The organism is Aliivibrio sifiae (assembly GCF_002954715.1).
In the GTDB taxonomy this organism is placed as follows: domain Bacteria; phylum Pseudomonadota; class Gammaproteobacteria; order Enterobacterales; family Vibrionaceae; genus Aliivibrio; species Aliivibrio sifiae.
On the sequence record NZ_MSCP01000002.1, the window covers coordinates 208,769 to 222,727 of the forward strand.

The 13,959-nt window shown below is 36.9% G+C and carries 14 protein-coding genes; 10 read left to right on the forward strand and 4 right to left on the reverse strand.

What is annotated here, in order from left to right; all coding sequences use genetic code 11:
* Positions 1–10: 10 nt before the first annotated feature.
* Entirely contained in the window at positions 11–958 is a 948-nt protein-coding gene (locus BTO23_RS12265; protein ID WP_105063659.1) for a hypothetical protein, read from the forward strand.
* A gap of 73 nt (positions 959–1,031) precedes the next feature.
* On the opposite strand, the gene BTO23_RS12270 is transcribed toward BTO23_RS12265, so the two are convergent.
* Positions 1,032–2,420 (reverse strand): SLC13 family permease, encoded by a 1,389-nt coding sequence (locus BTO23_RS12270; protein WP_061003456.1) that lies wholly within the window; start codon positions 2,418–2,420, stop codon positions 1,032–1,034.
* 648 nt (positions 2,421–3,068) lie between these two features.
* On the opposite strand from BTO23_RS12270, the gene gbpA reads away from it, so the two are divergent.
* A complete protein-coding gene (gene gbpA, locus BTO23_RS12275; RefSeq protein ID WP_105063660.1) occupies positions 3,069–4,541 on the forward strand; it encodes an N-acetylglucosamine-binding protein GbpA in 1,473 nt (490 codons plus the stop codon).
* Positions 4,542–4,599: 58 nt separating this feature from the next.
* Positions 4,600–5,166 carry a cytochrome b gene (locus tag BTO23_RS12280; RefSeq protein ID WP_060992029.1) on the forward strand — a complete coding sequence of 189 codons (567 nt, stop codon included), beginning with the start codon at positions 4,600–4,602 and terminating at the stop codon, positions 5,164–5,166.
* A 32-nt stretch (positions 5,167–5,198) separates the two neighbouring features.
* On the opposite strand, the gene BTO23_RS12285 is transcribed toward BTO23_RS12280, so the two are convergent.
* Complete coding sequence (locus BTO23_RS12285) at positions 5,199–5,483, reverse strand: hypothetical protein (protein ID WP_060992030.1); 285 nt, start codon at positions 5,481–5,483, stop codon at positions 5,199–5,201.
* Between the two features lie 113 nt (positions 5,484–5,596).
* Here BTO23_RS12285 and BTO23_RS12290 point away from each other — a divergent pair, with 113 nt between their 5' ends.
* Positions 5,597–6,088: a M48 metallopeptidase family protein gene (locus BTO23_RS12290; RefSeq protein WP_061012126.1), complete on the forward strand. Its 492-nt coding sequence runs from the start codon at positions 5,597–5,599 to the stop codon at positions 6,086–6,088.
* 29 nt (positions 6,089–6,117) lie between these two features.
* On the opposite strand, the gene BTO23_RS12295 is transcribed toward BTO23_RS12290, so the two are convergent.
* Positions 6,118–6,474, reverse strand: coding sequence for a YkgJ family cysteine cluster protein (locus tag BTO23_RS12295; protein WP_245922143.1), 357 nt, complete (start codon positions 6,472–6,474; stop codon positions 6,118–6,120).
* A gap of 311 nt (positions 6,475–6,785) precedes the next feature.
* On the opposite strand from BTO23_RS12295, the gene BTO23_RS12300 reads away from it, so the two are divergent.
* Positions 6,786–6,980 carry a hypothetical protein gene (locus tag BTO23_RS12300; protein WP_060992032.1) on the forward strand — a complete coding sequence of 65 codons (195 nt, stop codon included), beginning with the start codon at positions 6,786–6,788 and terminating at the stop codon, positions 6,978–6,980.
* Between the two features lie 90 nt (positions 6,981–7,070).
* Here BTO23_RS12300 and BTO23_RS12305 read toward each other — a convergent pair whose 3' ends face one another.
* Positions 7,071–7,436 (reverse strand): hypothetical protein, encoded by a 366-nt coding sequence (locus BTO23_RS12305; RefSeq protein ID WP_060992033.1) that lies wholly within the window; start codon positions 7,434–7,436, stop codon positions 7,071–7,073.
* A 333-nt stretch (positions 7,437–7,769) separates the two neighbouring features.
* Here BTO23_RS12305 and BTO23_RS12310 point away from each other — a divergent pair, with 333 nt between their 5' ends.
* From BTO23_RS12310 to BTO23_RS12330, 5 genes are all read left to right on the forward strand, one after another.
* Complete coding sequence (locus BTO23_RS12310; protein WP_060992034.1) at positions 7,770–7,976, forward strand: DUF3283 family protein; 207 nt, start codon at positions 7,770–7,772, stop codon at positions 7,974–7,976.
* 89 nt (positions 7,977–8,065) lie between these two features.
* The gene (locus BTO23_RS12315) at positions 8,066–8,788 is read left to right on the forward strand and encodes a YebC/PmpR family DNA-binding transcriptional regulator (RefSeq protein ID WP_060992035.1); all 723 of its coding nucleotides are present in this window, start codon (positions 8,066–8,068) and stop codon (positions 8,786–8,788) included.
* Between the two features lie 215 nt (positions 8,789–9,003).
* Positions 9,004–10,509, forward strand: coding sequence for a DEAD/DEAH box helicase (locus tag BTO23_RS12320; protein WP_060992036.1), 1,506 nt, complete (start codon positions 9,004–9,006; stop codon positions 10,507–10,509).
* Positions 10,510–10,768: 259 nt separating this feature from the next.
* On the forward strand, positions 10,769–12,181 hold the full coding sequence (locus tag BTO23_RS12325) for a sensor domain-containing diguanylate cyclase (protein WP_245922106.1): 1,413 nt from the start codon (positions 10,769–10,771) through the stop codon (positions 12,179–12,181).
* Between the two features lie 132 nt (positions 12,182–12,313).
* Positions 12,314–13,759 (forward strand): sensor domain-containing diguanylate cyclase, encoded by a 1,446-nt coding sequence (locus BTO23_RS12330; RefSeq protein WP_170066736.1) that lies wholly within the window; start codon positions 12,314–12,316, stop codon positions 13,757–13,759.
* Positions 13,760–13,959: the final 200 nt, after the last annotated feature.

Sequence of the window (13,959 nt, forward strand, 5' to 3'; positions counted from 1 at the left end):
CGGAAACCCTATGGCCCACTACTCCCTTATTGATATTCCTTTTAACCTCAGACACACTTGTTGGTTCTGTGGTGAGCCTTCGTTTGATCTTCTTTCTTTTCCAAAATCATCCCATCAAATCGCACAAATATCGCATCAGCCAATAGAGCTACCTGCTTGTAAAGAGTGTTTGTCCTTACCTACCGGTGGAGTGGTCGAATCGATCTGGTCGTTTAGAGATAATATTAAACATGCGTTAATGAACAAATACGCTAAACATTTAGGTATAGGATTACAGTGGACAAAAGAAGAGTTAGAAGACTCTGAGTTTCACGGTGCTATTTTAGAAGGGTTTGGTAAAAGTGCATGGCCAATGTATGAAATCGCAAAAGAACGAGTTGAGTATGTTGGGTGGGATATTACTGTCGATGGTGAACCGCTTGATGGTTATGATGAAAGTTATGGTTATGAGTTTAATGGTGTGCGCTATTTAAGTATTCAAGCATGTATTGAATACCATGTGAAAGCGTTATCGTTGGATCTTGTTTTACTTGAAACCTTGATTGAAATAGTGGGCTCTGAGCGCTTTGCTTATGCTTTACGTATTGCTGAGCTAAATCGAAACATTTCAAGCAGAGATCGCAATACCATTATTAATGAAGTCTTAAACCAAGAACAAGATAAGGCCGATATTGCAGAATATGAGTTATCAAATCAAACCACTCAAACACTGCCTTTAGTTTCTGTATTAATTGATGGCATGGTCGCTCAACCCGAAGCAATTGAATGGGCGATTAAAAATAAATGCATTAATTTAGGTATATTGGTTGAACAAGAAGATGCATTTTTTGATGAGTTTGAACATTTAGGCGGACCAATGGCATTTGCTTTGTTTGATGGCTTGCAGTCATATTTAAATGCAAGAACGGTAAAAGAATGGTGCGAAGAGAATGATCCAAATGATGAATTTTGGCGTTAACTGATAAGACTTCTTCTGTAAACATACGGCCTCTGTTTTTAGCAGAGGCCGTTGTTGTTTTTAAAGGTCTTAATTACGCCCAGAAGATAGAAGCAAATGCGGTTAAGATAACAATACAGACTAAGTTAAGGTAAATACCAACGCGCATCATTTCAGATTGTTTGATATGACCAGAGCCAAAGACTATCGCATTTGGTGGCGTGGCCACTGGCAGCATAAAGGCACAAGAGGCTGAGATTGCGATCATAGCTGATAACACAACCGGTGAGATCCCAAGAACTTCTGCTACGCTTGCAAATACCGGTATTAACAAAGCAGCACTTGCGGTGTTACTTGCAAACTCTGTTAAGAACACCACAAACGCGGCAACGGTAAGTATGGTAAATAAAATACCGGCTTGAGATAAAATATCACTCAGGCTATGTGCTAAAAAGCTGCTTGTTCCTGTTGCTTTTAAGATGTTACTTAAACAAATACCACCTCCAAATAACAGTAGAACGCCCCAATCCGTTGTTTTCTCGACATCTTTCCAGTGCACAACGCGAGAGAAGCCAAGTAAGACAATCGCCATCAGTGCAACCAAAGTATCGAACTTTGAGAACCCACCTAACATCGCATTAATAGGCTTACTAAAAATCCATAAAGTAACGGTAAGACCAAAGATCATTAGAGTGACGACTTTACCTTTGTCCCATGTTACTGGTTCGTGGTTAAGTTCAAACACTTCATTAAGGTTCGGTTTTAGCATTACGTATAACAGAGCAACAGTGACAGGTAATAAAATCAATGTGACGGGCACACCAAAGGCCATCCACTCTGTGAAACTTAACCCTACTTCGGCAGCAGCAATGGCATTTGGTGGACTACCAACAATGGTCGAAATTCCGCCGATACTTGCGCAGTAGGCAATTCCTAAAAGAACAAAGACATACGTATTGTGACCTGTTTTTGAGTTAACTTTACTTAGCACGCCTAAAACTAATGGCAGCATCATTGCTGTGGTGGCTGTGTTACTTATCCACATAGATAAACCAGCGGTGACACCAAAAAGCATATAAACCGCAGTACTCATCTTTCCTTTCGCTAAGACTAATACTTTATCTGCAATGACTTTATCCAGTTCTTGTCGGTGCAGTGCAGCTGCAAGAGCAAAGCCTCCTAAGAATAAGAAGATGATCGGATTAGAGAAGTTGCTCAAGGCTTTAGCGGTATCAAAAATACCAAAGGCAACGGCTAAAAGAGGAACAAGTAATGCGGTAATACTGACGTGTAGTGCTTCGGTAAGCCACAAAATAGCGACAAAAACTAAAATACTTAAGCCAAGAACAACCTCTCTTTCAAAAGGTAAAAAATGGTATAGAAGAGCAAAAAGAATAATATCACAGAGAATGATAAGGCTATTTTTATTTAGAAACCATTCCTTGGTATTGGTGGGTAAAGGTAGATGTTCGTTTTTGTGCATGTTGAGCTCCATTCTAACGATGAATTGTTTCTGATGAGCAAGATTTACTGTGGAATACAGAGTCTTATTCGATAGTTATTGATTAACTTTTTTTGTTATTGTCACAGAATAGTAACCTTAGTAAATAAAAGGTTATGAGCTTTGTCGTTTTGATCGTTTCTGTAATGTCATAAATATGCTTTGCTTCACCATTTAAACAGAAAATTACCGTTTATTGTTATTGTAATGTTATCTGATTTTCTATTAATAACATCACGTTATTCCTACTCATTCTTACTATTGGCTATTGACCTTTGTGTTGCTGTATCAGTATTTATTTGCTGATTATTCGTTATGAATTGATTCGTTTCGTGAATTAACTTTGTTTGATGTATTTGTTTTATTGCTATTTTATCCTTAATTTACAATTAGTTAGCCTATTTTCTTTTGTGATTTGACTTCCATTTTATGTCAATGTTAGTCGTGTTTATTTATGCTTTCGACTACATTCCACCATTCACGCAGTAGACTTATTAATTTATAAAATAAACAGAAAGCCATTCTCTTTTGTTGTTTTTAAATGTATAGGTTTCTCGCGTTGGCTTATCGTTATTACAGTCAATTAGCGGCGTGATATGAATAATATAATTATAATTTTAAGGAATAATGATGAACAAATGCTCAACAAAAACGTTCTTGGCGTTATCGCTGATTGCGGCTAGCACAGGGGTTTCTGCCCATGGTTATGTTTCTGAAACAAACGGTGGTATTGCAGCTTCACGTGCGGCTCTATGTAAATTCCCAACCTCAGATACACAAGAAAAAAATACAAATTGTGGCTCTGTTCAATGGGAACCTCAAAGTGTTGAAGGCCCTGAAGGTTTCCCAGAAAAAGGCCCAGCAGATGGTCAAATCGCAGGCGCAGGTTTAGTTCAATTTTCTGAGTTAAATGAGCAAACGTCTGATCGCTGGATAAAACGCCCAATGACGGCTGGCAAACACACGTTTGAATGGACGTTTACGGCAAACCACGTCACTAAAACGTGGAAATATTACATGACAAAGCAGAATTGGAATCAAAATGCAGTATTAACGCGTGATTCTTTTGATTTGACTCCGTTCTGTGAGCTTGAATACAACATGGAAAAACCACCTCTATATCCACAAACATTCTCTCATGAGTGTGTGGTTCCTGAGCGTGAAGGCTACCAAGTGATCCTAGCGGTTTGGGATGTGGGTGATACTGCGGCTGCATTCTATAACGTGATTGATGTAAAATTCGAGGGCGATGGTGGTGTGGTTGACCCAACTTGGACTCAAGGTGGACAAATCAATCCAACTCGTGATTTAAATGTGGGTGATAGTGTCTTTACTCGTGTTTTTGATGCTGCCGGTGAAAATAATGGATTATCAACAAGCGTAACGATTGAAAACGCAACTCAAGGACAAGCGAACAATTGGACTCATGAGTTAGCGACTAAGATCAACCAAGAGCAATCCAATATTGGTGCAGGTCAATTAAATGACAAAGGTGAGTTTGTTCCTGTATTTGGTTCAAACCCTGTGTATTTAAAAGCCGGCAGCGGCTTGAAGAGTGTTGAAATTGGTTACAAAATCGAAACACCAGAACCAACATACGAGTTAGATATTCAAGGTCTAGAGCCTATGTATATGATTGGTGATGAGGCTACTGAATTAGATCTTACTCTGTATGCGGTAGGCGATATTAACGTTGAACTAACGGTATATAACCACGCAAGAGAAGCGCTATCTAATGCTGTTGTTAACTTGAAAGATGGTGATGTTGAACCTGTAGTAATGACATTATCTAAATCAGAAGAAGGTCATCATATGCTTATCTCTCGTATCAAAAATACAGAAGGTGAGTTAATTGAACAAACTACATCTGATTTCCATTTAATGGAAGAGCAAACACCACCACCAGCAGGTGATTATGATTTCGTTTTCCCTGAGAACGTGAAAAATTACCAAGCTGGAACTAAAGTATTAGCGGAAGATGGTGCTATCTACCAATGTAAACCATTCCCTTATTCTGGTTACTGTGTTCAGTGGACAGAAACAGCAACAAGCTTTGCTCCTGGTGTTGGTTCTGATTGGCCAATGGCTTGGGACAAGATCTAACTAAAATCGATATTATTGGCCGTATTTTTTAATACGGCCAATTTTTTAAAGAGGTTATATGAACTTACCAACTTCTTATGATCGTTTTAGTCAAATATTGCATTGGGTTATGGCTGTCATTATCATTTATGCCACCATAGCTGGCTATGTTATGCATTTAGTCATTGATAGCGATAAAGAACTTTTTTATGCGTTATCAATTGTTAATATGTCATTAGCAACAGTAGGCACTATCTTATTTGTGGTTCGTTGGCTTTGGTCTTATTTCCGTCCAGCGGTTAAAGCGGTACAACACAATAATATGACTGAAGCGAATGTTGCGCATTTTATGCATGCGTTACTGTACTTCTTAATGTTCATTGTTTTTATATCGGGTTATTTGATGTTAGAAAACCCATACACCTTCTTTTGGTTATTTAGCATTGATAATATGGTTGAAGATCTGGCGATTAATCAATTCTTTTTTATGGTTCATCGTGTGGGGTGTGTTGTTCTTGCTGGTAGCGTAGTGCTACATATTCTTGCAGCTTGTTATCATCACTTTGTGCGAAAAAATAATCTGTTTGATAGAATGACTAAAAGTAATAAATATCTGAAAATGATGCAGTACGATCAAAACATATAGCAGCAAAAGGTCTTTAGAAATAAGGGCCTTTTTTATTTCACTCGCATTAATCTATGCTCTACGTTATTAAGCATCAATACCACGATTTGCGAGCGTTTCATTGCATCCACTTTCGCTATCATCTCTGCAGTATATTGTCTTCTTACCATCCACTGCATTGGTTCTTGAAAGTTATCCTCATTAATAATGAATGATTCATCATTTAATGTGCCTTCATGAATGTTAATAACCCAAATACGAGATTGAAACTCAATCACTTCACCAATGGCAGTTTTTATTTGATTAACGGTGTGAGCAAATGAGCGACGAAAATTCATAGAATCTCTTTGATTAGGGTCAGAAAGTGAAGAAAGAAGAGGGGTAGAGTAGCGATAAAGAAAGTAGGGTACAATAGTGCATTATAAGTAAAATGAGATCATGAGCAGAAACCATGACTAAATTGCGATATTTGAAAGGCTATCCTGAGCACATTTTAGCTCAAGTTGAACCCATGATAGCTAATGGTAAGTTAGCTGAATGGGTGAAAAATAAATACCCAACCATGCATGACATTACGTCAGAAAAAGCGTTGTTTGATTACACTCAAGCGCTAAAAAATAAGTACATTAAAAAATCATCGCCTTTAAACAAAGTCGTGTATGACCCTAAAATTCATATTGTGAATAACGCGTTAGGCTTGCATACGTTTGTTTCGCGTATTCATGGCAATAAACTGAAAGCAAAAAATGAGATACGTATTTCGAGTGTGTTTCGTAAAGCGCCTGAGCCTTTGTTGAGGATGCTTGTAGTGCATGAATTGGCGCACATCAAAGAGAAGGATCATAACAAAGCCTTTTATGCATTATGCTGCCATATGGAGCCTGATTACCATCAACTAGAATTTGATGCGCGTTTATACTTAACGTATTTAGAAACGATATAGATTTAATGCTGATTTAGACGTTGGGGCGTCTATTTATCGATGCCCTGCTCTTTACGCTCTTCTTCACATTCATAAGATGCCATTTCAAATTCACGACAGATCCATGGGCGATTTTCATAAATCGTACACATTAACGTGTCGCGATCAACTGCAGCACACCAACCATCATCTAATCGCAACATAACTTCGCTTCCCCACTCATCACGGTCGATGTACTCTTCTGGTACGCCTGTGTCAGTAATGATCATAACTTCTAATTTACAGCAGCATGCTTGGCAATTCTCGCAAGTAATACCAGAGGCGGTATTTAATGAGGCTGTTGTCAGTAGAGATTCAGTTGAAGATGATTCGGTAAGTACCGTAATGTCGATGGCGTTGATGGTCATAGTTGTCATTATTTTTATCAATGTAGAAACTTAGGGTAACTCACCTGAGTGGATATCACGAATAATAAAAAATAAATTTTGTAAATGATAAAAATATAGAGAATGGGTGACACTAAATACGTGATGTAAAGCAGGTGATTTTATTACGAGTAGAACCTTAAATGTAGTTCAACTGATACAATTAAAGATAGTGTTTTTTGGGAAAAAAATCACAAACCTAACTTAGGTCACATTATGAGATAAATAGGTTTAACAAGTGCAATTGGCTTTGCTAAACATACGTCTGAAGGGTATGAATTTAGGAGGTTATTATGTCTATTAATTCTATTGATCACGGTGAAATCACCGACATGAAAGGCAAGTATGATCTTGCTGATGAAGTAGTAACAAATATTACAGAGTGTCAGAAAAAAGCAGCAGCACGTCGTCGTATTGAAGCAATGCGAGAAATTAGAGAAAGTGGTCTTACGCTAGAAGAAGCGAAAGACTTGGGCCTTATCCATTAATTATTGAGTTCTACCTTCATACCTTCAGAGTTGTATTATTAATGCGCCTATTTACGGCGCATTTTTGTTGTATGTAATAATTTTAAACAATTAGCATCCACTATTTTCTATAGTTGAGCTTGATTCTGTCGTTGTTTTATTTCCTTGAGTGTAAAGAAAATAGCATTGTCCATTCTCTAATTCTTCAATTGAATCAGCAAAACCAATATAGGCTTTATCCTCATCAAATGATGTTAGTAAGCTATCTTGAGGATTAATTAAAGCAACAACCGATGTTGTATTGAGTTCTCGAGTTTTATCTGCCTGTTCCACAGATTTTTTTATTTGATCCAAAGTTCTTACTTTAGATTGATGTTCAATGTTTGATAAGAAAGGCTTTGCAGCGATACCAAATACAGTTAATACAATGAATATAATGATGAAGTTTCGAGTAGTGATTTGTTTATTATTTTGCATTATGAGCACTTAATCTCAGTAAGGTTTTGATATTTAAGCATTATTGTTATATTGCGACATTAAGCCGACAAAAATCTATTTAGGTGGTGATAATGTTGTAACTATTCATTATCGACAGTTATGGGAATATACTACCGCACTAATTGATAGAAAAGACATTAATGCGAGTATTATAATTAAGAATTGTGATAGTGTTTCAAATTTGCACATCTAGATATTTGGTGTGTGAATGGTTCTTTTGTCATTGGGGTTTGTGTGAATGTGGTTTTTTGGCTAGAAAATTTCACGGTGAAGTATTAAACTTTATCCGTAATTAATTAAATTGAGCTTGTTATGAAAAACCTGTCACTACTGCCTCCTAAAGAGAAAAACGAAATTGAACTTGATAAACAAGCGGCGTTCTTTGTTTGGAAGGTAAAAAATGCAAAAGCAGGTCCAGATCTTTGGATAACAGAAGCAAATAAGCTAGAAGATGAGGCGGAACGTCTCTTTTTTCAGCAATCTATTGAAAAATACAAGTCAAAAATGGGCGTAGCGTAAGGTTCCTTGATCTTTACTAGCGTATCACCTCAGTAATTTGGTAGAATCTGCCGATAATTTTAAGTCCACAAACATAAGAGAGAATCCCGATGGGAAGAAGTTTTGAAGTGCGCAAGGCCTCAATGGCTAAAACACAAGGCGCAAAAATCAAAGTTTATTCTAAATACGGTAAAGAAATTTACATGTGTGCTAAGAATGGCGGCCCTGATCCAGACATGAACTTGTCTCTAAAACATCTTATTTCGAAAGCGAAAAAAGATCAGGTTCCTACACACATCATTGATAAAGCAATTGATAAAGCAACAGGCGGCGGTGGTGAAGATTACCAACACGCACGTTATGAAGGTTTTGCACCAGGCGGCGCAAGCGTAATCGTAGACTGTTTAACAGATAACGGTAACCGTACTTTCCAAGACGTTCGCCAATGTTTTGTTAAAACTGGTGCTAAAATTGGTAGCCCAGGTACAAGTTCTCACATGTTTGATCACCAAGCTGTATTCCAGTTTAAAGGTGATGATGAAGAAGCAGTACTTGAAGCCCTAATGATGCAAGATGCTGACGTGACTGACATCGAGCTTGAAGATGGTGTGATCACAGTATTCGCACCAAACACTGAGTTCTTTAAAGTGAAAACAGCACTGGCTGCTGAGTTCCCAGAATTAGTTGTTGATGTTGAAGAAATTACATTCGTTCCTCAAAACCCAATGGCGGTTACAGGCGAAGATGCTGAGAAATTCCAAAAATTCTTAGATCTATTAGACGATTGTGATGATGTACAACAAGTTTATCACAACGCAGAATTAGAAGATTAATAGTAGACTTCAATTTAATCGATAAAAACCGAGCCATGTGCTCGGTTTTTTTATGGTTGAAATATCAATTAAATTAGTAATATTGTTATTTTTAAGTGGAATAAATTAGGCTTTGAAGGGTTATGGTAATCAAAGATTGAGTAATCTCTCAGTTGCTGTATCCTACAGCGCTCGCAGTTTTGCGCTTAATGAACATTGATAGAGTAAATTTTAGTATGGGTTTTACCTCTCTGGGCTTATCTGCCCCTATTTTAAAAGCTGTAGAAGCACAAGGTTACAGCACACCTTCACCAATCCAATTACAAGCTATCCCAGCGGTAATTGAAGGGAAGGATGTTATGGCAGCAGCTCAAACGGGTACAGGTAAAACAGCAGGCTTTACACTTCCTCTTCTTGAGCGTTTATCAAAAGGTCCTACACGTAAGTTTAATCAAGTTCGTGCATTGGTATTAACACCAACACGTGAGCTTGCAGCACAAGTACACGAAAGTGTTGAGAAATACAGCGTGAACCTTCCTCTTACTTCTGATGTGGTATTTGGTGGTGTTAAAGCAAACCCACAAATGCAACGTCTTCGTAAAGGGGTTGATGTATTAGTTGCAACGCCTGGTCGTTTATTGGATCTTGCTAATCAAAACGCAATCAAATTCGATCAATTAGAAATTCTAGTCTTGGATGAAGCTGACCGTATGTTAGATATGGGCTTTATTCATGACATCAAAAAAATCTTAGCGAAACTGCCTAAGAACCGTCAAAACCTACTGTTCTCTGCAACGTTTTCTGACGATATTCGTCAGCTAGCAAAAGGCCTTGTAAATAACCCGGTAGAGATTTCGGTAGCAACTCGTAATACAACAGCAGAAACCGTTGAGCAATCAGTGTACGTTGTAGATAAAACGAAAAAAGCTCGTGTTCTTACTAAGTTAATTAAAGACAATGACTGGAAACAAGTCTTAGTTTTCAGCAAAACTAAACATGGTGCAAACCGTTTAGCGAAAACGCTTGAAGAAAAAGGCATTAGCTCTGCTGCTATTCATGGTAATAAGAGCCAAGGCGCTCGTACTAAAGCATTAGCTAACTTCAAAAGCGGTCAAGTACGTGTATTAGTAGCAACAGATATCGCAGCTCGTGGTTTAGATATCGAACAATTACCACAAGTTATCAACGTTGATTTACCAAAAGTTCCTGAAGATTACGTTCACCGTATTGGCCGTACTGGTCGCGCTGGCGCAACGGGTAAAGCGGTTTCTTTTGTGAGTGAAGATGAAGCGGGTGAACTATTCGCTATTGAACGTTTGATTCAAAAAATCTTACCTCGCCACACGCTGGAAGGTTTTGAACCTACGCTAAAAGTGCCAGAATCTAGATTAGATACTCGCCCGATTAAAGCGAAAAAACCAAAGAAAGCGAAAGCTCCAAGACAAGATCATAAAGATGGTCAACGCTCTGGTGAAAACCGTAGTGGCCACAGACAAGGTGCTAAGCCTGCTCCAAGACGTAATACGGAGAACAAAGAAGGCGGCGTAGCTAAGAAAGAGGACGGTAATAATAAGAAGCGCCCTATGAATGGTGGTAAACCAACTAGCTCTGGTAAACCAAAGTCAAAGGGCAATGGTGAAAGTCGTGGTAATGGCAGTAACTTCTCTAAGCCAAAGGCTGATGGAACAAAGCCACGTCGTCAAGGCCCGCGTCCTGCTCGTAAACCTCAACCACAAAAATAGTGGTAAATAGGTCATAGAATTCAAAAGCCAGCTAAATTAGCTGGCTTTTTTATGCCTGTTACTGCAGATTCTTGTCTTAATTTTTAGAATTAGATTGTGTTACTTTTGAGTTGATGTGTTATTCGTAATACTGCTGTTAAAATCATCAATAAATTGTTTTTGAGTAAATTCTGTTCATGTACCTTGTTAATATTGATCGTTAGTGTGAATGTTTTGGGGAAAAATGAGGGTTAAGTGAATAGTTTTAGGTGCTTCATTAATGTTATTAGGAGTTGCTCTAGTTTGTGCGATTTCTTATGTATTAAAAAGCTATAATAAGCAAAGTCGGGTTATTGAAGATGAATTGAGGTTTAACGCTAATTTTGTTTCAATATGGCTGCAGACGGCTTTCTATCATTCCAATTCGGTATTAGATCAATTATCTGAAGATTTGACTGACAATGGATTTGTCGAATTAAGTGTTTCTGATAAGCACTATCAAGAACAAAGAGAAGTGTTTGAACTTCATCATCAAACGCTTATGAATGCGATACATGTTTTTGCTGTTGATAAAGATTGTGTGCTATTAAAAACAAAAACAATGGGTGGCGTTGATTTATCTTCACGAGAATATTGTCAGAAGTTAAACAATGACAATAGCGATATTGACTCGGTAATTACTGCACCATTTAAAGATATTACAAATCGAAGCGTGATTGTTCAAGGAGTGAAAATAACGGATAAAAAGGGCAACTTTGCAGGTATTGTTGGTCTATTAACGGATTTTTCATTTTTTACTCGAGCTTTACGAAGTGTAAACTTGTCTGAAGAATCAACAACGACTATTTTAAGTAGCGATTTTACAATATTGGCGACCAGCATCCCTAAGTTTTTGCCTATAGGTAAAAAGCTGGATCTTAACTTGATCCCACCTTCTGTACTTCGAGGACTTAAATATGATCAAGAGCTGATGTTTGATTCTAAAAAAGAATATAACGGCTCATCACAAAGCGTATTTATTAAGAAAGTATCAGATTTACCTTTTATTATTTTAGTCACTAAAGCAAAGCATTATTTGTTTAATCCCCTTTACGTAACCATCTTTACCGTTTTTTCTTTGATTCTTGCTCTGAGTATCTTTCTGATAAAAAATGCCTATTACTTCCATCAATTAGATAATGAAGCCCAGCGTTATTCAATCTTAGCACTGTTTGATGATTTGACTGGTTCGTGTAATCGTCGCTGCTTTGAATCGAAGATAACAAGTTACCTGACTGATTATCATATTCACCAAAAGGTGTTCTCTGTTGCTCTTTTTGATATCGATTATTTTAAACAGATTAATGATACTTATGGGCATGATATGGGAGATGAAGTATTACGTTTATTCAGCAAAGAATGTGAAAAAATATGCACTTCGGGTGATCTATTTGCTCGCTTAGGCGGCGATGAATTTGTGATGATATTGGCAAATAAAACAGCCCAAGAAGCAGAATCCATTATTATAGAGTTATTAAATAAGATTAGAGATCTATCGGTTACAACTACTATGGGAGAGTTGAGAATATCGAGTAGTATTGGCATTACGCAAGTGAACTCACCTGATGATGATTTTTCGGTGTTATTAGAGCGAGCAGATAAGGCGCTTTATGAAGTAAAAAGAGAGGGGCGAAATGGCGTCGCCATTCAATAAGGTGGTAATGTTTCGTTACTGAGATGCCTTGTTTCGTAAACTATACAGATGAAAAATTAAATTAAAGATTTCTTGTTGATGTAACTATTATTAGTGTAGCTTGTCTATAATCATTATTTATTTGGTTTTTACATGAAAGAAAGGGTATCTATTTTTTATGGTTCAATGTTATTTGTTATATTAATATCTACAACATTAGTCATTACTATTTCAAATAATTATCAGCAACATAATAAAAAATTAGAAAGTGAATTGAGGTTTAATGCAAACTTTGTTTCTACGTGGCTAAATTTAATATATAAGCATTCGCATAATGTTCTAGAAGGAATGGCGACCGATCTTCATAACAACCATTTATTGACTGTTCCTTTCAGTTCTTCTGTATTAAAAGAGCAGAAAGAATTATTGAGTATAGAAGCTGAAATGCTTGTGAATGCCTCCAATGTATTTGCGATTAATAACGAATGTATTCTAGTTAACGCTAGCTCTGATGTTGGTGCAGACCTTTCTTCGCGTGAGTATTGTAAACAAATACAAGAGAGTACCGAGCATGATATTTTTACGGATCCGTTTGTAAATTTATTTGGAAAAATAGTTGTTGCTCAAGGCGTTAGGGTTACAAATAAATCCGATCAATTTATAGGCATGGTTGGTATTTTAAGTAGCTTAGATTTTTTTTCTAGTGCATTGAACTCATTACATATATCGACAAATTCATCGGTATCTATTTTAAGCTCTGACCTTATGGTGTTAGCAACGAATGGGTCTGACTCACTGCAAGTAGGTAGTCGGCCTACTATTAGTAAAGAGTCGACTAAAATACTTCAAGGTTTGACTGACAATCAAGAAGTATTTTTTGAAGCAATGAGGAAGCACCACGGCTTTAATCAAATGGTGTTTGCCAAAAAAGTACCTGGTTATCCTTTTATATTACTCGTTTCAAAACCTAAGTACTTTTGGGCTGATTATGCATATATTTCAATTATCTTTTTCATTCTAATTATTTCGTTTGTCATTGCGTTATTAATGAAAAATACGGTTTTATTATCTAAGTTACTTTCTCAGAATGATCATTATTTTAAACTCGCTCTACATGATGAGTTAACAGGAATTTTAAATCGTCGAGGATTTGAAAAAAATACAAAGCAGGTACTTGAATCTGCAAAACAGGATCCAATCTCTATTTCTGCGGTTTTGTTTGATATTGATTACTTTAAACAAATTAATGATACCTATGGTCATGATAAAGGTGATGAAGTATTAAGACGATTTACAAGAGTATGCCAAGATCACATAACCCATAGTGATGTGTTTGCCAGACTTGGTGGCGATGAATTTGTCATGTTGTTGCCTAATAAAAATGGCCAAGAAGCCACACAATCCATTAGTGAGTTATTAGATAAGATCAGAATGATACGAGTTGAAACACCATTAGGAGAAATGAATATATCGAGTAGCATCGGTATTTCTGAAGTTCGTTCTTCTAAAGAATCAATCGCTAAGTGGCTAGATAGGGCAGACAAAGCACTTTATCAAGCTAAAAATAAAGGACGAAACTGTGTTGTTTTGACGGTTTAGCCTTGGTTTATAGAGCTAAACAAAATAAAGGTATTTATTTTGCTTTTCTTTATTTAGAAGTACGACATTTTTTCATTAGAAAAACTAATCCAAATCACATAAAAAATCTCTCCTGAAATAAGGCTGAATTTGATTGCCAGTTTTAGCTAATCGCCTTATTATCCGCCTCATTATAGAGGGCTACATTGCTCTCTTTTCTT